Origin of the sequence: Pseudomonas sp. S3E12 (assembly GCF_001702295.1) — a bacterium.
Lineage (GTDB): Bacteria > Pseudomonadota > Gammaproteobacteria > Pseudomonadales > Pseudomonadaceae > Aquipseudomonas > Aquipseudomonas marginalis.
Window position 1 is genome coordinate 20,125 of record NZ_MBDT01000002.1, and the last position, 17,552, is coordinate 37,676.

A 17,552-nucleotide genomic window follows, 5' to 3' on the forward strand; every position below is an offset into this window, starting at 1 on the left:
TTGCTCAAAGGAATACACATGGAATGGCTGACCAATCCGGAAATCTGGATTGCCTTCTTCACCCTGACGGCCCTTGAGATCGTCCTGGGCATCGATAACATCATCATGATTTCGATCCTGGTCAGCCGCATGCCCAAGCATATGCAGGCACGCACCCGGATCTTCGGCCTGGCATTGGCCATGGTCACGCGAATCCTGTTGCTGCTGTCGATCACCTGGGTCATGCGCCTGACCGACGATCTGTTCGTGGTCTTCGGCCAAGGCATTTCCGGCCGCGACCTGATCCTGTTCTTCGGTGGCCTGTTCCTGCTGTGGAAAAGCTCCCAGGAGATGTACCACGCCCTGGAAGGTGAAGACGAAACCCACGACGAACCCAAGGGCGCCGGTGGCAAGTTCATCTACACCATCATCCAGATCGCGATCATCGACATCGTGTTCTCCCTGGACTCGGTGATCACCGCCGTGGGCATGGTCTCCCATGTGCCGGTCATGGTTGCCGCGATCATTGTTGCCGTATTGGTGATGATGCTGGCCGCCGGCACCATCAGCGACTTCATCGACAAGCACCCGTCGCTGAAGATGCTGGCGCTGTCGTTCCTGCTGGTGGTGGGTACCGTGCTGATCGCCGAATCCTTCGACGTGCACGTGCCAAAAGGCTACGTCTACTTCGCCATGGCATTCTCGCTGGCGGTGGAAGCGGTGAACATCAAGATGCGCACCGCCATCGCGAAAAAGAAGAAACAGCAGGACCCTGTGAAACTGCGCAAGGACATTCCGGGTCAATAAACCCGAGCCAGACAAAAAAGGGGCTTTTATAAGCCCCTTTTTTTCATGCATAAAAAGCTGATTTCATGACAGTTTTGTTTCAATCCCCACTTTAGCTATGCGATGCTGGCGCCGAGCCCATTCGCCAACTACAGCTTAACTACAAGACGTAGAACGGCACGCGGCAATTCTCATTTGCGCCAAATGGCGCACACCCACACGGGGGGCCGAGCATGCTGACCTTGCTCAATCTGCTTTCCGCCGTGACCCTGCTTATCTGGGGCACGCACATCGTCCGTACCGGCATCCTGCGGGTCTACGGTTCCAACCTGCGTCAAGTCATCGGGCAGAACATGTCCAAGCGCTGGCTGGCATTTGTCGCCGGCATCCTGGTGACCGCCATGGTGCAGAGCAGCAACGCCACGGCGATGCTGGTGACCTCCTTTGTCGGCCAGGGCCTGATGGGGCTGGTACCCGCCCTGGCGACCATGCTCGGCGCCGACGTCGGCACCGCGCTGATGGCGCGGGTGCTGACCTTCGACCTGTCCTGGCTGTCGCCGCTGCTGATCTTTCTCGGGGTGATTTTCTTCCTGTCGCGCAAACAGACGCGGGCCGGGCAGTTGGGCCGGGTCGGGATCGGCCTCGGCCTGATCATCCTCGCGCTGCAATTGATCGTCGAAGCCGCCGGGCCGATTACCCACGCCCAGGGCGTGAAAGTGCTGTTCGCCTCGCTGACCGGCGATATTTTGCTCGATGCCCTGGTCGGCGCCCTGTTCGCGATGATTTCCTACTCCAGCCTCGCCGCTGTCCTGCTGACCGCCACCCTGGCCGGCGCCGGGGTGATCGGCTTGCACGTGGCCATCGGTCTGGTGATCGGCGCCAACATCGGCAGCGGCGTGCTGGCCTTTCTCAGCACCAGCATGCAGAACGCCGCCGGTCGCCAGGTCGCCTTGGGCAGCCTGCTGTACAAACTGATCGGCCTGCTGCTGATTATCCCGGTGCTCGACCCGCTGGTGCTGTGGATGGACGGGCTGGACTACAGCGCCCAAGGCATGGTCATCACCTTCCACCTGCTCTACAACGTCAGCCGTTGCCTGATCCTGCTGCCCACTATCGGCCCAATGGCCAAGCTGTGCGCCTGGTTACTGCCGGAGCGGGACGAGGTCAACGGCAAGGCCCAACCGCGCCACCTGGACCCCACGGCCCTGACCACACCGAGCCTGGCCCTGGCCAACGCCGCGCGCGAAACCCTGCGCCTGGGTGATCTGATCGACAACATGCTCACCGCCATGCAGGAAGTGCTGCGCGGCAAACAGACAGCCATTACCCAGGAAATACGCAGCCTCAGCGACGACGTCGAGGCACTCTACAGCGCGATCAAACTCTACCTGGCGCAAATGCCCCGCGAAGACCTCAGCGAGCAAGACAGTCGGCGCTGGGCCGAAATCATCGAGCTGTCGATCAACCTGAAACTGGCCGGCGACCTGATCGAACGCATGCTGCGTAAAGTCCAGCAGCAGAAAACCTCCCAACGCCGCCAGTTTTCCGAAGTGGGCCTGGAAGAACTCACAGGCCTGCACAGCCAATTGATCGCCAACCTGCGCCTGGGCTTGTCGGTGTTCCTCAGTGCCGACCCGGAAAGCGCGCGCCAACTGCTGCGCGAAAAACGCCGCTTTCGCGCCCAGGAACGCCGCCTGGCCCACGCCCACGTCAGTCGCCTGCAACGCAAGATCGTGCAGAGCCTGGAGACCAGTTCCCTGCACCTGGAGCTGATTGCCGACATGAAACGCTTGAACTCGTTGTTTTGCAGCAGTGCTTATGTAGTCTTGGAAACGTCCGACACCGGCGCACTCTCCGCCGAAGATATTGCCGACATCACACATTCACCCTGAACGTACGATGGCCCGTGAAGTCAGTTAAAGCTGACCTCACTCGCCAGGAAGCTTGTTATGCGTCGCCTGTTGTTCGCTTGCCTGCTCATGGGTTCTGCCCACGTCTTTGCCTTTGACCGCTTGCAGGTTGAGGGCTACACCTTGCCCAACGGCCTGCAATTGCTGCTTAAACCGGGCACCGAGCGCGGCCATGTGGCGATTCGCCTGGTGGTCGGCGTCGGCCTGGACGACTTCAGTTGCGAAGACAAGGAACTGCCGCACCTCCTTGAGCACTTGCTGTTCAGCGGTATCGACGGCGGCGGCGAAGGCGAGTTGGAAGACCGCATGCAAGCCCTGGGTGGCGAGTGGAACGCCTACACCAGCAACGCCGATACGACCTTTGTGATCGAGGCACCCGCGCAAAACCAGCGCAAGGTGCTCGACCTGCTGCTGGCGATCATCACCCGCACCCAGTTGACCGACGCCAATATCAACGCGGCCAAACAGGTAGTCGAGCGCGAAGACGGCGGTCATTACTCCCACCTGCAACGCCTGCTCGACCGCCAGGACCTGGGTCACACCGCCAGCAATCAACTGGCCATCGAGCTGGGGCTCAAATGCGCCGAGCGTGCCGAGGTCGATCACCTGACCCGCGACCAGCTGGAGACGCTGCGCAAAAATTGGTACGCCCCCAACAACATGACCCTGATCATCGTCGGCGACCTCGACAAACTGCTGCCGGCCTACCTGGAGCGCACCTACGGTCAACTCGACCCGATCGAACCCAGCGAGCACCCGGCGCTGCCGCAGATCCAGCACGCCGCCGCCAGCCACCGCGACCTGATCCACGGCTGGGTGGGTGACAGTGCCAAACTGCACTGGCTGTTCCCCGAGCCGGTGCTGGACGACCAGCATGATGAAACCTACGACCTGCTCAAGGATTACCTGGACTGGGCGCTGTACCGCCAACTGCGCCTCAAGCATGGGTTGTCCTACGGCCCCTGGAGCGAGCGCGAGGTGTTGGGTGGCGTTGGCTTCTTCAGCCTGAATGCCGACCTCGAGCGGGACAACCTCCCCGAAGCCGAGCAGGTGCTGCAAGACCTCAAGGCGCAACTGCTCAAGGACGGCCTGGACCCAACGGTATTCGCGCGCCTCAAACAGGCCGCCATCGCCCGCCAGGCCTGGGCCGTGCAGGGCAACAGCGCGCTGGCCGACTATTATTGGAGCGCCTCGGGCGATTACGACAACGGCCACTTCAGCGACCCGGTCAAACGCATCAAGGCCGTGAGCCTGGAGCAGACCAGCCAGGCCATGCGCGAGTTGCTCAAGCAACCGGGTTACTGGCGCATCGAGAAACCACTGCTGAGCTACGACATGCTCAACTGGATCGGCGCCGGCGTCCTCGCGCTGATCGCCATTGCGTTGATCGGCGTGCGCCGTTATCGCAAACGGATCGCGTAATGAGGCACCGAACCCTGGCCTAAGACGTTATTCTGTCTGGGATTTTTTCCTACAAAGACTGCGAACCGCCGAATGCAAAACCTGACCCGCTTAATCACCCGCGTCCTCGAACTGATGAAGCGCTACCCAGGGGTGATTGCACTCGGCGGTTTTATCTCGGGTGTCTGCAGCTTCATCCTGGTAGATCGCCAGCAGGGCATGGCCAGTTGGATCGCGGTGATCATGCTGGTGAGCTGGCTGTGGCTGATGCTGGAAAACAGCTTTACCCAGCTGTTCACCAAAGTCTTCAAGCGCGAAATACCCGAACCCCTGCTGCGCTACGCGACCCAGATGATCCACCAGGAAAGTCTGTTCTTCGTGCTGCCGTTCTTTTTCGTCACCACCGCCTGGAACAGCGGCCAATCGGTGTTCACCGGCCTGCTCGGCGCGGCCGCGCTGGTTTCGATCATCGACCCGCTGTACTACAAATGGCTGGCGCCCAAGCGCTCGTTGTTCCTCGCGTTGCACACCCTGACCCTGTTCGCCGCGCTGCTCACTGCGCTGCCGATCATCCTGCACCTGACCACCGCCGAAAGTTACAAGCTCGCCCTCGGCGTCGCCATGGCCTTGTCGATTCCAAGCCTGGCGGTGAGCCTGCCGCTGCGCAGCCTCAAGGGCTGGGCGATGCTGCTGGGGGTAACGGCCATCATTGGCTGCGCGGGCTGGTTCCTGCGCAGTTGGGTGCCGCCGGCCACGTTGTGGATGACAGAAGTGGCGATCAGTACCCAACTGCAAGACCGCACGCCGGGTGACGACCTCAAGGAAGTCAGCGCCGCCCAACTGCGCAGCGGCGGGCTCTATGCCTACACCGCAATCAACGCGCCGCGCGGCCTGGATGAGCGGATCTACCACGTGTGGAAACTCAACGGCAAAGAGGTGGACCGCATCGCGTTGGATATCCACGGCGGGCGCAAGGAAGGCTATCGCGCCTGGACCCACAAGCAGAACTTCCCGCCCGATGCGGTCGGCCGCTGGCAGGTGAGGGTGCTGACCGAAGACGGGCAGGTCATCGGTGTGCTGCGCTTCAAAGTGACTGACGCAGCACAAACGGACAACCCAAAGTAGGCAGGATCGTGCTATTACGTAGGAATTGTGGATAGCAAACAAGCTCGGAGCTTATGACCAGTAGCACCACGGCCGGCACAGCCCACCTCGATACGTCCACCGCTCCCCCGTTACTGCGGATTACAGGGGACTGGACGCTTGCCCACTACGCAAACCTGAAGAAGCTTTCAGACAAGCTCGACGGCCAATACGACGCCGGCGCGCGCATCGACCTCAATGGTCTCGGTGCCCTGGATACCGCCGGCGCCTCGCTGCTGGTGGAGCTGCTGGGGCCTGCCCGGATCGAGCAAACCGCCGAGCAGACCGACTGTAGCCTGTCCGCCGCCGACCGCGCGCTGCTCAAGACCGTCTACCGCTCCCTCAACGATTTTTGCGTGCCGGACAAAGCGCCGGAAGAAGCCACTGGCATTCAGGTGCTGGCGCGTATCGGCGCGGCCGTGGACAAGGTCTGGCAAGACAGCAAGCAACTGCTGGGCTTTATCGGCTTGATTCTCGAAACCTTCGCCCGAGGCATTTTCCGGCCCAAGCGCTGGCGCCTGACGCCGATGGTCGCCCATCTTGAGCAGGTCGGCCTCGACGCCGCGCCCATCGTCGCGTTGCTGACCTTTCTGGTCGGTGCCGTCGTGGCGTTCCTCGGCGCTACAGTGCTCAAGAGCTTTGGCGCAACGATCTTTACCGTGGACCTGGTGGCGTTCTCTTTCCTACGGGAATTCGGCGTATTGCTCACCGCCATCCTGATTGCCGGTCGCACCGCCAGCGCCTTTACCGCGCAAATCGGCTCGATGAAGGCCAATGAAGAAATCGACGCCATCCGCACCCTGGGCCTGGACCCGATGGAGTTGCTGGTATTGCCGCGCGTGCTGGCGTTGCTGGTGGCACTGCCGATGCTGACGTTCATGGCGATGCTGGCGGGGATCGTCGGCGGTGGCGTGGTGTGCGCCGTGGCCCTGGACATCTCGCCGGCGATGTTCCTTTCGCTGCTGCAATCGGACATTGGCGTGCAGCACTTCCTGGTGGGCATGGTAAAAGCCCCGTTCTTCGCCTTCCTGATCGCCGCCATCGGCTGCCTGGAAGGCTTCAAGGTCAGCGGCAGCGCCGAATCGGTCGGCGCCCACACCACCTCCAGCGTGGTGCAATCGATCTTTGTGGTGATCGTGCTGGATGCGGTGGCCGCGTTGTTCTTCATGGAGATGGGCTGGTGAGTCGTCTGCACCGTGCGCCCACCGAGGCGGTGATTGAAGTGCGTGGCCTGTGCAATCGCTTTGGCAGCCAGCGCGTGCACGAGCATCTCGACCTGGATCTGTACAAGGGCGAAATCCTTGCGGTGGTCGGCGGCTCCGGCAGCGGTAAATCGGTGCTGCTGCGCAGCATCGTCGGCCTGCGCCGGCCCAGTGAAGGCGAAGTGCGGGTGTTCGGTAAGAACCTGCCGAGCCTGCCGGAACATGAACGCTCGCTGGTGGAACGGCGCTTTGGCGTACTGTTCCAGAAGGGCGCGCTGTTCTCCTCGCTGACGGTGACCGAGAACGTCGCGCTGCCGCTGATCGAACATGCCGGGCTCAGCCGCCGTGATGCCGAGCACCTGGCTGCGGTCAAGCTGGCCTTGGCCGGACTGCCGCTGTCGGCGGCCGACAAATACCCGGCCTCGCTGTCCGGCGGCATGATCAAGCGCGCGGCCCTGGCACGCGCCCTGGCGCTGGACCCGGACATCCTGTTCCTCGACGAACCCACCGCCGGCCTCGACCCGATTGGCGCGGCGCAATTCGACCAACTGATCCTGACCCTGCGTGATGCGCTGGGCCTGAGCGTGTTCCTGGTCACCCATGACCTGGACACGCTCTACACCATCACCGACCGTGTGGCGGTGCTGGCGCAGAAGAAGGTGCTGGTGGCCGATGCCATCGATATCGTCTCGGAAACGGACGACGCCTGGATTCACGAATATTTCCACGGCCCACGTGGCCGCGCGGCATTGGATGCCGCTCAACCGCTCAACGAGGTATGACATGGAAACCCGAGCCCATCATGTGATGATCGGTCTGTTCAGCGTGATCGTGGTGGTCGGCGCGATGCTGTTTGGCCTGTGGCTGGCCAAATCCAGCGTCGACAGCGCCTTCCAGGATTACGAAGTGATCTTCAACGAAGCGGTCAGCGGCCTGTCCCAGGGCAGCTCGGTGCAATACAGCGGGATCAAGGTGGGCGATGTCATCAGCCTGCGCCTGGATCCCAAGGATCCGCGCCGCGTTCTCGCGCGCATTCGCCTGGCCGGCCAGACGCCGATCAAGGAAGACACCCAGGCCAAACTCGCGCTGACCGGCATCACCGGCACCTCGATCATCCAACTCAGCGGCGGCACGCCGCAAAGCCCGGAGCTCAAGGGCAAGGACGGCAACCTGCCGGAAATCATCGCCTCGCCATCGCCGATCGCGCGACTACTCAATAACAGCAACGACCTGATGACCAGCATCAACCTGCTGCTGCACAACGCCAACGACATGTTCTCCGCGCAGAATGTCGAGCGCCTCAGCAACACCCTGGACCATCTGGAACAAACCACCGGCGCGATTGCCGACCAGCGCGGGGATATCAAGGTGGTGATGCAGCAATTGATGCAGGTAAGCAAGCAGGCCGGGGCCGCCCTGGAGCAAACCACGGCGCTGATGCGCAACGCCAATGGCCTGCTCAGTGATCAAGGCAAGCAGGTCTTCGGCAGCGCCGAACAGGCGATGAAATCCCTTGAACAAAGCACCGCCACCATCAATACCTTGCTGACCAACAACAAGGACTCGGTGAACAGCGGCATGCAGGGCCTCAACGAACTGGCGCCGGCCGTGCGCGAACTGCGCGAAACCCTCGGTTCACTGCGCGCCATCTCCCGCCGCCTGGAAGCCAACCCCAGCGGTTACCTGCTGGGCAGCGACAAGAACAAGGAGTTCACGCCATGAAGCGTGCTTACCAAATGATCGTCCCTGTGGCCTTGGCGCTGATCAGCGCGTGCTCGATCCTGCCCAAGGCGGATCCATCGGACGTCTACCGACTGCCTGCGGCCCAGAGCACGACCCAGGGCGCGCCAGTCAATTGGTCGCTGCGCCTGGCCAAGCCGCAGACCAGTGAGTTTCTCGACAGCTCGCGCATCGCCGTGGTGCCCAATGGCGATTTGATCAGCAGCTATGCGAACTCACGCTGGAGCGACCCGGTGCCGGTGCTGTTGCGTAATCGCCTGATGGACGGGTTCCTGCGCGATGGACGCGTGACGCTGTTGAGCACCGACGACACCAACCTGCAGGCCGACTATGAGTTGGGCGGGCAGTTGCAGGCGTTTCAGAGCGAGTACCGGGGCAGTGCGGTGGCGGTGGTGATCCGCCTCGACGCACGCCTGGTGCGTGGGAGTGATCAGCGGATTATTGCCAGCCGGCGGTTTGAAGTGCAGCAGGCGGTGACTGACACCAAAGTACCGGCGGTGGTGGCCGGGTTTGGGTTGGCGGGAGATCAGTTGAACAGGCAGGTGGTGGAGTGGGTTGTTCAGCAGGGCAATGGTGCGGGGAAACGCTGAGGGCCTCATCGGGGGCCCCCTCCCACATTTGGATCTGTGAACACATTCAGAATGTGGGAGGGGGCTTGCTCCCGATAGCTATTTAAGCCTCAGCCAAAGAACCAATAGCACACCGCAATCGCCGCCACCACACCGGCGAACTCAGCCAGCAACGCGCACCCTACGGCATGCCGCGCCCGCTGGATGCCCACCGAACCGAAGTACACCGCCAACACATAAAAGGTGGTTTCCGTACTGCCCTGAATCGTCGCCGCCACCAACGCCGGGAAGCTGTCCACGCCCTGGGTCTGCATGGTCTCGATCAACATCGCCCGGGCCGCGCTGCCGGAGAAGGGCTTGACCATTGCGGTCGGCAAGGCGTCGACAAAGCGCGTGTCCATGCCCGTCCAGGCCACCACATGGCGAATGCCTTCGAGGCCCAGGTCCAGCGCGCCGGAGGCACGCAACACGCCCACTGCACAGAGCATCGCCACCAGGTATGGCAGCAGGTTCTTCGCGACGTCGAAGCCTTCCTTGGCGCCTTCGACGAATGCTTCGTAGACCTTCACCTTGCGCAGCGCGCCGATCAGCAGGAACAGCATGATCAGGCCGAACAACGTGAGGTTGCCGAGGATTGACGACAACCCGGCCAATGCGGTGGCCGAGAGGGTCGCCAGCAGGGCCATGAACCCACCCAGTACCAATGCGCCTGGAACCAGGTAGGCCAGCACCACCGGGTCCCACAGCCGCAGGCGCTGCATCACCGCCACCGACAGCAGGCCCACCAATGTGGATGCGCTGGTGGCCAGCAGGATCGGCAGGAATACCAGGGTCGGATCGGGCGCACCTTGCTGGGCGCGATACATGAAGATCGTCACCGGCAACAGGGTCAGGGAGGATGCATTGAGCACCAGGAACAGGATCTGCGCGTTAGTCGCCGTGTTAGGGATGGGATTGAGCTCTTGCAGCGCCTTCATGGCCTTCAGGCCGATAGGTGTTGCTGCGTTATCCAGGCCCAAGCCGTTAGCGGCAAAGTTGAGGGTGATCAGGCCAATGGCCGGGTGACCGGCCGGCACCTCCGGCATCAAGCGCAGGAACAGCGGACCCAGGGCCTTGGCCAGCCATTCGACAATCCCGGCTTTTTCGGCGATGCGCAAGAAGCCCAGCCATAACGTCAGGGTGCCGAACAACAGCACCATCACTTCCACCGACAATTTGGCCATGGCAAAAATGCTTTCGACCATCGCCGCGAAAATCCCGGCGTTACCGCCCACCAGCCATTGCGCCAGTGCTGACACCATTGCCACGACAAAGAAGCCAAGCCACAGGCCATTGAGCATCAGTTGAATCCCCCGAAAGATGGGGCGAATGATAGCGGGGCTGGCAGAAACGACAAACCCCGGAATTATCCGAGGCTTGTGTCAGCGTAATCGTACGATCAGCCGCGAGTGATCTCGCCGGCCGGCAGCGCTTCCTTGCTGCGCCAGTGCGGCAGGGAGTTCCAGTAGCGCTCGCCCTTGGCGTCGTCGTACATGCCTTCCCAACGGGAGATGACCAGCACGGCCAGGGCGTTGCCGATCACGTTCAGGGCGGTGCGGGCCATGTCCATGATGCGGTCGACACCGGCGATGAACGCCAGGCCTTCCAATGGGATGCCCACGCTCCCCAGGGTGGCCAGCAGCACCACGAAGGATACGCCCGGTACACCCGCGATGCCTTTGGAGGTGACCATCAGGGTCAATACCAGCATCAGTTGCTGGCCGATCGACAAGTCGATGCCATACAACTGGGCGATAAAGATCGCCGCGATGCTCTGGTACAGGGTCGAACCGTCGAGATTGAACGAGTAGCCGGTCGGTACCACGAAGCTGCAGATGGCCTTCGGCGCGCCGTAGGCTTCCATTTTCTCGATCACGCGCGGCAGCACGGTTTCGGAACTGGCGGTGGAGTAGGCCAGCACCAACTCGTCCTTGAAGATGCGAATCAGCTTGAGGATCGAGAAGCCGAACAGGCGAGCGATCAGGCCCAGCACTGCAAAGGCGAAGAACAGGATAGCGACGTAAACCAGGATCACCAGCTTGGCCAGCGGCAGCAGGGAGGCGAAACCGAAGTTGGCCACGGTCACCGCGATCAGCGCGAATACGCCGACGGGGGCGTACTTCATGATCATGTGGGTGACTTTGAACATGCTCTCGGACACGCCCTGGAACATGGTCACCAGCGGCTCGCGCAGATCAGGCTTGAGGCTCGACAGGCCCAGGCCGAACAGCACGGAGAAGAAGATGATCGGCAGCATCTCGCCACGGGCTACAGCGGCGAAGATGTTAGACGGGATCAGGTTGAGGATGGTCTGGATGAACGCATGCTCATGCTGCACCTCGGCGGCGGTCGCCTGGTACTTGGAAATATCGACGGTACCCAAGGTACTCATGTCGATGCCTGCACCCGGGTGGAACAGGTTGGCCAGCAGCAGGCCGACCACGATGGCGATGGTGGTGACCACTTCGAAGTAAAGGATGGTTTTGACGCCGATGCGCCCGAGTTTTTTCGCGTCACCGACACCGGCAATGCCGACGATCAACGAGGAAATCACAATCGGGATCACGATCATCTTGATCAGGCGGATAAAGATATCGCCCGCTGGCTGCAACACATTGCTGATCCACCAGGCCTTTTCAGCACTGAAATGGTTGAGCACTGCGCCGATTGCGATCCCCAATACCAAACCGATGAGGATCTGCCAGGCGAGGCTTAGCTTTGCCTTCTTCATGTCATTACCCTTACTTCAAGTGAACTTAAGGCAAATGCGCCAGCTGCAACGCTCGAGAGCGAAAAAGTGTGTGCATCTGCCTCCATGGAAGGTCACCGCAGCATGGCCGAAATGGCTTACTGGCAGGCGAAAAAAGGCGCAACTATTCCCATGCAAGGGGACGACGTCTAATGCCGTAAACGCCTACCCCATGCCAAATCGGCATGACTTTTTTTCATAATAACTGTCCGAACGGTCAGTTCAAATGTGACATTTTGTCCGGTGAATATGCCGTGAACCGGCCAATTCAGGCTCGCGCAGAGATTCTGGTCGTCTTGAAGAGGTTGGCAGAAATGCCCGAGAACTCTGCGGTCGAGCGTCGGAAACGTCCTATGGCGCGGGCAAAACTTTCTCGATAGATGGTCGCCCCGACACACCCAGAAATGGTTGGTCGAAAGCAAAATCAGGATTTGCGGCTATGGGCGGCATATGAGGCGGGAATAAGAGTCACAAGCCCGCCGCAAGTTCAGCAAGCCGTGGGCTTGTGAACCTGCGTCGCAGCTTTTCGCCTGACCCGGCCCTTGCGCAGGCACTCCCTGTGCCCGTAGGTCACGCCGATCCCGATTGATCAGAGCAACCCGGCCCCCTGGTCATGCATCACCCTTGGCGGGCAATGCAGACAGAAAGAAGCGCGGGGCTTCTTTCCATGGACGCTGATTGCGCAGACGACAGACGCGTCAGACGCAACCTAGTACCAATTCGGATCTTTCTTCAGCTGCTCCATGAGCAGCTTTTGCATGCCTTCGTCCGGCTTACCGATAAACCGATAATCGGCGTGCCGGGTCGGAGACTTGTCCGCCGGCAAACCGGCCGGGACTTCCACCAACATGGCGTAGGCATCTTCCTTGTCGAGGCTGAAGGCGACGATCAGGCGCTTTTGGAGGCATGTATCCGCAGTCTCGCAGAGCGGCCCCACCAGGTACTTGTCGCCATCTTCTTCCACGGCATTCATTTGCTCGGCCGTGCCCGACAGGTTCATCACCCATTCCGGCAGGCGCTCTTCTTTCTTCACCACGCCTTGCCAGGTCTCGCGGTATTGCGGGTCCGCACTGAGCAATTCGTTGGCTCGGGATTGGCCATCATTGGCGGCCATCGCCAAGCCGCTGCCGCCCAAGAGCAGGGCGGCAGCAATGGCTTTGAGGGACAAAGTGGTCATATTCAGCCTCGGCCGCGACGACCAAAGAAGAACGAAGCTATGAACATCACCAGGAAGACGACAAAGAGAATCTTGGCGATACCCGTGGCGGTGCCCGCGATACCACCGAAGCCCAGGACTGCAGCCACAATGGCGATGATCAGAAATGTGATTGCCCAACTCAACATGGTGATTCTCCTTACGCTTCTTTAAGAGGTAACAGCGGTAGTGCCGGACGGGCGCTCGACATCAAGCGACCGACGTTCTTGCTTAAAACACCCAACGCTCTTGAGTCGGCAGCTCGCCCAGGGTGGAATCCTGGTCGGCCACACGCAATTGCGGGGCGGTTACATCGGCGCTACGGGTGCCAATGGAACTGAAATGGGTCTGGGTCGTTACCGGACGGTCGAACGATGGGGCTTGCTGCTGACTCTGCTGCCATTGCTGCAACTGCTGGCCTGCAATCAGCGTGACCATCAGGGCCAAGCTGGCAAACAGCCCTTGTTGCAAGCGCAGTGGCGATACACGCAGTTGGCTGAGGCTTTGGCGAGTCATGCTGCATTTCTCCCACATTCTGATTATTCGTTGGGATAGCTATTGCAGAGCGCATGCCAGCTTTTTTATAAAATAAAAACCAATAAAATCAAGAAGTTAAATATATGCGTTAGGTCAATCGCCCAGCATCCTGCACGATGCCCCCCACTACGCCGTGCGAAATGCACGATGGTCAGTGGTCGGATGAAGGGATAGAAAGCACAGAGGGTGGTGCCGAAGGGGAAGGCAGCATCAAAACGCTATCCGGCGGGACTTCGTAGGAAGCCGCGCAGATAGCTGCACGACATCGCCTTTTATCGATCAGAATAAACCATGCAACTTGCCCGATTATTCCGGGACTAAACACCATCATTTATATAGTTAAGGAGCGCGGGACAGATGGAATCAGCCAAGGAACTTCAAGGCCGCATTCTTTTAGTGGATGACGAGTCCGCGATCCTCCGCACCTTCCGTTATTGCCTGGAAGATGAAGGCTACACCGTCGCCACCGCCAACAGCGCCGCCCAAGCCGATGCCTTGATGCAACGCCAGGTGTTCGACCTGTGCTTCCTGGACCTGCGCCTGGGTGAAGACGATGGCCTGGTGGTATTGGCCCAGATGCGTATCCAGGCGCCGTGGATGCGCGTGGTGATCGTGACCGCCCATTCCGCCGTGGATACCGCCGTGGACGCGATCCAGGCCGGTGCCGCCGACTACCTGGTCAAGCCTTGCAGCCCTGACCAACTTCGCCTGGCCACCGCCAAACAGCTGGAAGTACGCCAACTTTCTGCGCGCCTGGAAGCATTGGAAGGCGCGGTACGCCAGCAGAAAGACGGCCTCGACTCCCACAGCCCGTCAATGATGGTTGTGCTGGAAACCGCACGCCAGGTGGCGGGCACCGATGCCAACATCCTGATCCTCGGCGAGTCCGGCACGGGTAAAGGCGAACTGGCCCGGGCCATTCACGGCTGGAGCAAGCGCGCGAAGAAATCCTGCGTGACCATCAACTGTCCGTCGCTGACGGCAGAACTGATGGAAAGCGAGCTGTTCGGCCATAGCCGTGGCGCCTTTACCGGTGCCAGTGAGAGCACGTTGGGCCGAGTCAACCAGGCGGACGGCGGTACGCTGTTTCTCGACGAGATCGGCGACTTTCCCCTCACTCTGCAACCCAAGTTACTGCGATTTATCCAGGACAAGGAGTATGAGCGCGTGGGCGACCCGGTCACCCGTCGCGCCGATGTGCGTATCCTGGCCGCCACCAACCTGAACCTGGAAGACATGGTGCGCGACGGTCGCTTCCGGGAAGACTTGCTGTATCGCCTCAACGTCATCACCTTGCACCTGCCACCGCTGCGCGAGCGCAGTGAAGACATCCTCACCCTGGCAGACCGCTTCCTGGCGCGCTTCGTCAAGGAATACGCCCGCCCGGCGCGGGGCTTCAGTGATCAGGCGCGCGAAGCACTGCTCAACTATCGCTGGCCAGGCAATATCCGCGAACTGCGCAACGTGGTGGAACGCGCCAGCATCATCTGCCCACAGGAAAAGGTCGAAATCATCCACCTCGGCATGGCCGAACAACCGACCAATAACGCCCCGCGCATTGGCGCGGCGTTGAGCCTGGACGAGCTGGAGAAAGCCCATATCGGCGCCGTATTGGCCACCAGCGATACCCTGGACCAGGCCGCCCGCACCCTCGGCATCGACGCGTCGACCCTGTACCGCAAACGCAAACAGTACAACCTGTGAGCTGCACCCTATGAAGCTCGCGATGAAACTGCGCACTCGGTTGTTCCTGAGTATCTCAGCGCTGATCACCGTCGCCTTGCTGGGTCTGATCCTGGGTCTGGTCAGCGTCATGCAAATGGCCAAGACCCAGGAGTCCCTGATTCGCAGCAACTTCGTCACGCTGGACCTGGGACTCAAGCTGCGCCAAAGCCTGGGCGACCAGCTGATCATGATGCTGGAACATCGCCCCGATCCGCAGGCATTGCAAAGCTCAAAGCAGCATTACTTCGACCTGCTGGACCAAGGCATCGCCCATGAGCAACGCGACGGCCATAGCCACGGCTTCAGCCAGGCGCGAGCCCAATACCAGGACCTGCTGGACGCCTTCGAGCAATCCCAGCAGGCGTCGCCACCACCGGGCAGCAAGGAAAAACTCACCGAAACCTTCAATGTGCTGCGCAACGGGCTGATTGCCGAACATAAGCAGGCCTTGGAAAACATCAGCACCAGCGAACACAAATCCCGCGCACGCGCCTTGCTGATCGCCGGTTTGCTGGGTTTGGTGGGCCTTGCAGTGCTGATCATCGGATTTGTCACGGCCCATGGCATCGCCCGGCGATTTGGCGGCCCGATCGAAGCGCTGGCAAAAGCAGCGGACAAGATCGGCCAGGGCGATTTTGAAGTGACGCTACCGCTCTCTTCGGCAGCGGAAATGAACCTGTTGACCCGTCGCTTCGGCCTTATGGCCGAGGCGGTGCGCCAGCATCAGGCGACTAACGTTGACGAACTGCTGGCCGGCCAGCAACGCCTGCAAGCCGTGCTCGACAGCATCGACGACGGCCTGCTGATGATCGACCGCCAAGGCCGCCTGGAGCATCTCAATCCGGTTGCACAGCGCCAATTGGGCTGGGACGAGGAACGCCTCGGCCAAGGCCTTGGCGAAGCCCTGGTGCGCCCGGAGCTGGATGAACAACTGCAACTGGTGTTGCGCGGCGGCAATCTGGAGCGCGCGCCGGAGGATCTGGAAGTCGAAGTCGAGGGCGAACTGCGTCTGCTGACCTACAGCCTCACCCCCGTCAGCCATACCCAGGGACATATCCTTGGGGCGGTGATGGTGCTGCACGACGTCACCGAACAGCGCGCCTTCGAGCGGGTACGCAGCGAATTCGTCTTGCGCGCCTCCCATGAACTGCGCACGCCGGTGACCGGCATGCATATGGCGTTCGGCCTGTTCCGTGAACGCGCGAAGTTCCCGCCGGACTCCCGTGAAGCGGACCTGCTGGATACGGTCAATGAAGAAATGCAGCGCCTGATGCAGTTGATCAACGACCTGCTCAATTTCTCGCGCTACCAGAATGGCCTGCAGAAACTCACCTTGGGCCCCTGCGACGTGACCGATCTGCTCGAACACGCCCGCGCGCGCTTTGCGGAGCCCGCCAATGCGCAACACATCGAACTGCTGGTAGAAGTGCAATCCGACCTGCCACGGCTGTATGCCGACCAGGCGCAATTGGAACGGGTGCTCGACAACCTGTTGGGCAATGCCCTGCGTCATACCGCCGACGGCGGGCAGATTCGCCTGCAAGCGCGACGTCATGGCGAGCGGGTGATTATCAGCGTCGAAGACAACGGCGAAGGTATCGCTTATGGCCAGCAAGGGCGTATCTTCGAACCCTTTGTCCAGGTTGGGCGCAAGAAGGGCGGCGCCGGCCTGGGGCTGGCGCTGTGCAAGGAGATCGTGCAATTGCACGGCGGCCGCATGGGGGTGTATTCGCGGCCGGGTCAGGGCACCCAGTTCTATATGGCGCTGCCCTTGTAGGCGCCAGCTAGCGCCGGTTCAGGGCACGCAGGATGGCAGCACTTTCGGCATCCGGCACGCCATCGAACCGGGATGGCCGGAAGCGCATCTGGAACGCCGCGATCACATGGCGCGTGGCGACATCCAACTCACCCGTCTGGGGTGTCGGGTAACCGAGGAGCGCCAATTCTTCCTGGAACCAGGTAATGCTCGGCAATTCAGCGGCGTACTGCACCTGGAAACGGGCGACGGCCTGGGCATCCGGCCACACACTCAGGCCTTCATCGGCCAGGCGCTTCCAGGGGAACAGCGGCCCCGGATCGAGCTTGCGCAGGGGTGCGATATCGCTATGGCCGATGATGTTCCTGGGATCGATGCCATTGCGCTTGCTGATGTCCTTGAGCAACACCACCAATGATTTCACTTGGGCCTCCGAGTACGGGTACCACAAGCGGCCTGTGGGGGTGTCCTTGTAGCCAGGGTTTACGATCTCGATGCCGATGGAGCTGGAGTTGAGCCAGGTACGCCCCATCCACTCGCTTTCTCCCGCATGCCAGGCACGTTGGCTCTCATCCACCAGCTTGTAGATGGTGGCGCCGGCATCGTCACCGATCAGGTAGTGAGCGCTGACCTGGCCGTGGGTCAGCAGGGCGAGGGAACGCTCAAGGTTAGTGGAGGTGTAGTGCACGACCACGAACTGCACGCGGTTGTCGTGATTCGCCGAAGGGTGGCGGGTGTCCAGGCGCGGACCACTGGCGCAGCCGGCGAGCAGAAGAAATACACAGGCGAAGTACAAGGATTTCATGGCGGAAGAGAGTACG

Annotated in this window: 16 protein-coding genes; 10 read left to right on the forward strand and 6 right to left on the reverse strand. The window is 61.0% G+C overall.

Annotated features, from left to right (window positions below):
* Window positions 1-18: 18 nt before the first annotated feature.
* From BB029_RS00150 to BB029_RS00185, 8 genes are all read left to right on the forward strand, one after another.
* On the forward strand, window positions 19-786 hold the full coding sequence (locus BB029_RS00150; protein ID WP_027608010.1) for a TerC family protein: 768 nt from the start codon (window positions 19-21) through the stop codon (window positions 784-786).
* 212 nt (window positions 787-998) lie between these two features.
* Complete coding sequence (locus BB029_RS00155; RefSeq protein WP_065937850.1) at window positions 999-2,657, forward strand: Na/Pi cotransporter family protein; 1,659 nt, start codon at window positions 999-1,001, stop codon at window positions 2,655-2,657.
* 57 nt (window positions 2,658-2,714) lie between these two features.
* Window positions 2,715-4,097, forward strand: a complete 1,383-nt coding sequence (locus BB029_RS00160; protein WP_065937851.1) for a pitrilysin family protein — start codon at window positions 2,715-2,717, stop codon at window positions 4,095-4,097.
* A 72-nt stretch (window positions 4,098-4,169) separates the two neighbouring features.
* Window positions 4,170-5,201: a DUF5924 family protein gene (locus tag BB029_RS00165; RefSeq protein ID WP_065937852.1), complete on the forward strand. Its 1,032-nt coding sequence runs from the start codon at window positions 4,170-4,172 to the stop codon at window positions 5,199-5,201.
* A 53-nt stretch (window positions 5,202-5,254) separates the two neighbouring features.
* Window positions 5,255-6,403: an ABC transporter permease gene (locus BB029_RS00170; protein ID WP_065937853.1), complete on the forward strand. Its 1,149-nt coding sequence runs from the start codon at window positions 5,255-5,257 to the stop codon at window positions 6,401-6,403.
* The gene (locus tag BB029_RS00175) at window positions 6,400-7,203 is read left to right on the forward strand and encodes an ABC transporter ATP-binding protein (RefSeq protein WP_065937854.1); all 804 of its coding nucleotides are present in this window, start codon (window positions 6,400-6,402) and stop codon (window positions 7,201-7,203) included. Before BB029_RS00170 ends, BB029_RS00175 begins: the two co-directional genes overlap by 4 nt.
* A gap of 1 nt (window position 7,204) precedes the next feature.
* Window positions 7,205-8,143, forward strand: coding sequence for an MlaD family protein (locus BB029_RS00180; protein WP_027608016.1), 939 nt, complete (start codon window positions 7,205-7,207; stop codon window positions 8,141-8,143).
* Window positions 8,140-8,751, forward strand: a complete 612-nt coding sequence (locus BB029_RS00185) for an ABC-type transport auxiliary lipoprotein family protein (RefSeq protein WP_065937855.1) — start codon at window positions 8,140-8,142, stop codon at window positions 8,749-8,751. Before BB029_RS00180 ends, BB029_RS00185 begins: the two co-directional genes overlap by 4 nt.
* 89 nt (window positions 8,752-8,840) lie before the next feature.
* Here the strand turns inward: BB029_RS00185 and BB029_RS00190 are convergent, their stop codons facing one another.
* From BB029_RS00190 to BB029_RS00210, 5 genes are all read right to left on the reverse strand, one after another.
* A complete protein-coding gene (locus BB029_RS00190) occupies window positions 8,841-10,070 on the reverse strand; it encodes a nucleoside recognition domain-containing protein (RefSeq protein ID WP_027608018.1) in 1,230 nt (409 codons plus the stop codon).
* 98 nt (window positions 10,071-10,168) lie between these two features.
* Window positions 10,169-11,500 carry a glutamate/aspartate:proton symporter GltP gene (gene gltP, locus BB029_RS00195; RefSeq protein ID WP_065937856.1) on the reverse strand — a complete coding sequence of 444 codons (1,332 nt, stop codon included), beginning with the start codon at window positions 11,498-11,500 and terminating at the stop codon, window positions 10,169-10,171.
* A 727-nt stretch (window positions 11,501-12,227) separates the two neighbouring features.
* A complete protein-coding gene (locus BB029_RS00200) occupies window positions 12,228-12,695 on the reverse strand; it encodes an inhibitor of vertebrate lysozyme family protein (RefSeq protein WP_027608020.1) in 468 nt (155 codons plus the stop codon).
* 2 nt (window positions 12,696-12,697) lie between these two features.
* The gene (locus BB029_RS00205; protein WP_003170804.1) at window positions 12,698-12,862 is read right to left on the reverse strand and encodes a DUF1328 domain-containing protein; all 165 of its coding nucleotides are present in this window, start codon (window positions 12,860-12,862) and stop codon (window positions 12,698-12,700) included.
* Window positions 12,863-12,944: 82 nt separating this feature from the next.
* A complete protein-coding gene (locus BB029_RS00210; RefSeq protein WP_065938050.1) occupies window positions 12,945-13,229 on the reverse strand; it encodes a hypothetical protein in 285 nt (94 codons plus the stop codon).
* Between the two features lie 378 nt (window positions 13,230-13,607).
* Here BB029_RS00210 and algB point away from each other — a divergent pair, with 378 nt between their 5' ends.
* Both algB and BB029_RS00220 read left to right on the forward strand, forming a co-directional pair.
* Complete coding sequence (gene algB, locus BB029_RS00215) at window positions 13,608-14,954, forward strand: sigma-54-dependent response regulator transcription factor AlgB (protein ID WP_065937857.1); 1,347 nt, start codon at window positions 13,608-13,610, stop codon at window positions 14,952-14,954.
* A gap of 10 nt (window positions 14,955-14,964) precedes the next feature.
* Window positions 14,965-16,752, forward strand: a complete 1,788-nt coding sequence (locus BB029_RS00220) for a KinB sensor domain-containing domain (protein WP_065937858.1) — start codon at window positions 14,965-14,967, stop codon at window positions 16,750-16,752.
* A gap of 7 nt (window positions 16,753-16,759) precedes the next feature.
* Here the strand turns inward: BB029_RS00220 and BB029_RS00225 are convergent, their stop codons facing one another.
* The gene (locus BB029_RS00225) at window positions 16,760-17,536 is read right to left on the reverse strand and encodes an N-acetylmuramoyl-L-alanine amidase (RefSeq protein ID WP_027608024.1); all 777 of its coding nucleotides are present in this window, start codon (window positions 17,534-17,536) and stop codon (window positions 16,760-16,762) included.
* Window positions 17,537-17,552 lie beyond the last annotated feature (16 nt).

What these genes read in the sequence shown, in the direction of transcription:
- BB029_RS00150 (WP_027608010.1), top strand. Translation starts at nt 19, where the DNA reads ATGGAATGGCTGACCAATCCGGAAATCTGGATTGCCTTCTTCACCCTG.
- BB029_RS00155 (WP_065937850.1), top strand. Translation starts at nt 999, where the DNA reads ATGCTGACCTTGCTCAATCTGCTTTCCGCCGTGACCCTGCTTATCTGG.
- BB029_RS00160 (WP_065937851.1), top strand. Translation starts at nt 2,715, where the DNA reads ATGCGTCGCCTGTTGTTCGCTTGCCTGCTCATGGGTTCTGCCCACGTC.
- BB029_RS00165 (WP_065937852.1), top strand. Translation starts at nt 4,170, where the DNA reads ATGCAAAACCTGACCCGCTTAATCACCCGCGTCCTCGAACTGATGAAG.
- BB029_RS00170 (WP_065937853.1), top strand. Translation starts at nt 5,255, where the DNA reads ATGACCAGTAGCACCACGGCCGGCACAGCCCACCTCGATACGTCCACC.
- BB029_RS00180 (WP_027608016.1), top strand. Translation starts at nt 7,205, where the DNA reads ATGGAAACCCGAGCCCATCATGTGATGATCGGTCTGTTCAGCGTGATC.
- BB029_RS00185 (WP_065937855.1), top strand. Translation starts at nt 8,140, where the DNA reads ATGAAGCGTGCTTACCAAATGATCGTCCCTGTGGCCTTGGCGCTGATC.
- BB029_RS00190 (WP_027608018.1), bottom strand. Translation starts at nt 10,070, where the DNA reads ATGCTCAATGGCCTGTGGCTTGGCTTCTTTGTCGTGGCAATGGTGTCA.
- gltP (WP_065937856.1), bottom strand. Translation starts at nt 11,500, where the DNA reads ATGAAGAAGGCAAAGCTAAGCCTCGCCTGGCAGATCCTCATCGGTTTG.
- BB029_RS00200 (WP_027608020.1), bottom strand. Translation starts at nt 12,695, where the DNA reads ATGACCACTTTGTCCCTCAAAGCCATTGCTGCCGCCCTGCTCTTGGGC.
- BB029_RS00205 (WP_003170804.1), bottom strand. Translation starts at nt 12,862, where the DNA reads ATGTTGAGTTGGGCAATCACATTTCTGATCATCGCCATTGTGGCTGCA.
- BB029_RS00210 (WP_065938050.1), bottom strand. Translation starts at nt 13,229, where the DNA reads ATGACTCGCCAAAGCCTCAGCCAACTGCGTGTATCGCCACTGCGCTTG.
- algB (WP_065937857.1), top strand. Translation starts at nt 13,608, where the DNA reads ATGGAATCAGCCAAGGAACTTCAAGGCCGCATTCTTTTAGTGGATGAC.
- BB029_RS00220 (WP_065937858.1), top strand. Translation starts at nt 14,965, where the DNA reads ATGAAGCTCGCGATGAAACTGCGCACTCGGTTGTTCCTGAGTATCTCA.
- BB029_RS00225 (WP_027608024.1), bottom strand. Translation starts at nt 17,536, where the DNA reads ATGAAATCCTTGTACTTCGCCTGTGTATTTCTTCTGCTCGCCGGCTGC.